Below are 274 nucleotides of genomic sequence, written 5' to 3' on the forward strand. Positions count from 1 at the left end.
ATGATGCGAATCCCTGCGATGGCAATCATGGAAAACATCAACGTCATTGCGCCTCCCAGAACTGCCGAGGGAATGGTCGTGAAGAAGCCGCCAATCATCGGAAATAAGCCGAGGATAACCAGCATTACCGCGATGGTTCGCCCGACATAACGTGAAGCGACGCCAGTCATCTGAATAACCCCATTATTTTGCGCAAACGTGGTTAATGGTAATGAACCGACAGCGGAGGCGATAACAGAAACCAGACCATCTGCCAGCACGCCGCCTTTCAGCC

The 274-nt window shown here is 52.2% G+C and carries 1 protein-coding gene; it reads right to left on the reverse strand.

The window, feature by feature from the left end; translation table 11 throughout:
* A partial coding sequence (locus IEQ44_RS15820) for a solute carrier family 23 protein (protein WP_319804717.1) occupies window positions 1-274 on the reverse strand: 274 nt, incomplete at both ends.

Origin of the sequence: Nocardioides malaquae (assembly GCF_015070385.1) — a bacterium.
Classification (GTDB): domain Bacteria; phylum Actinomycetota; class Actinomycetes; order Propionibacteriales; family Nocardioidaceae; genus Nocardioides; species Nocardioides malaquae.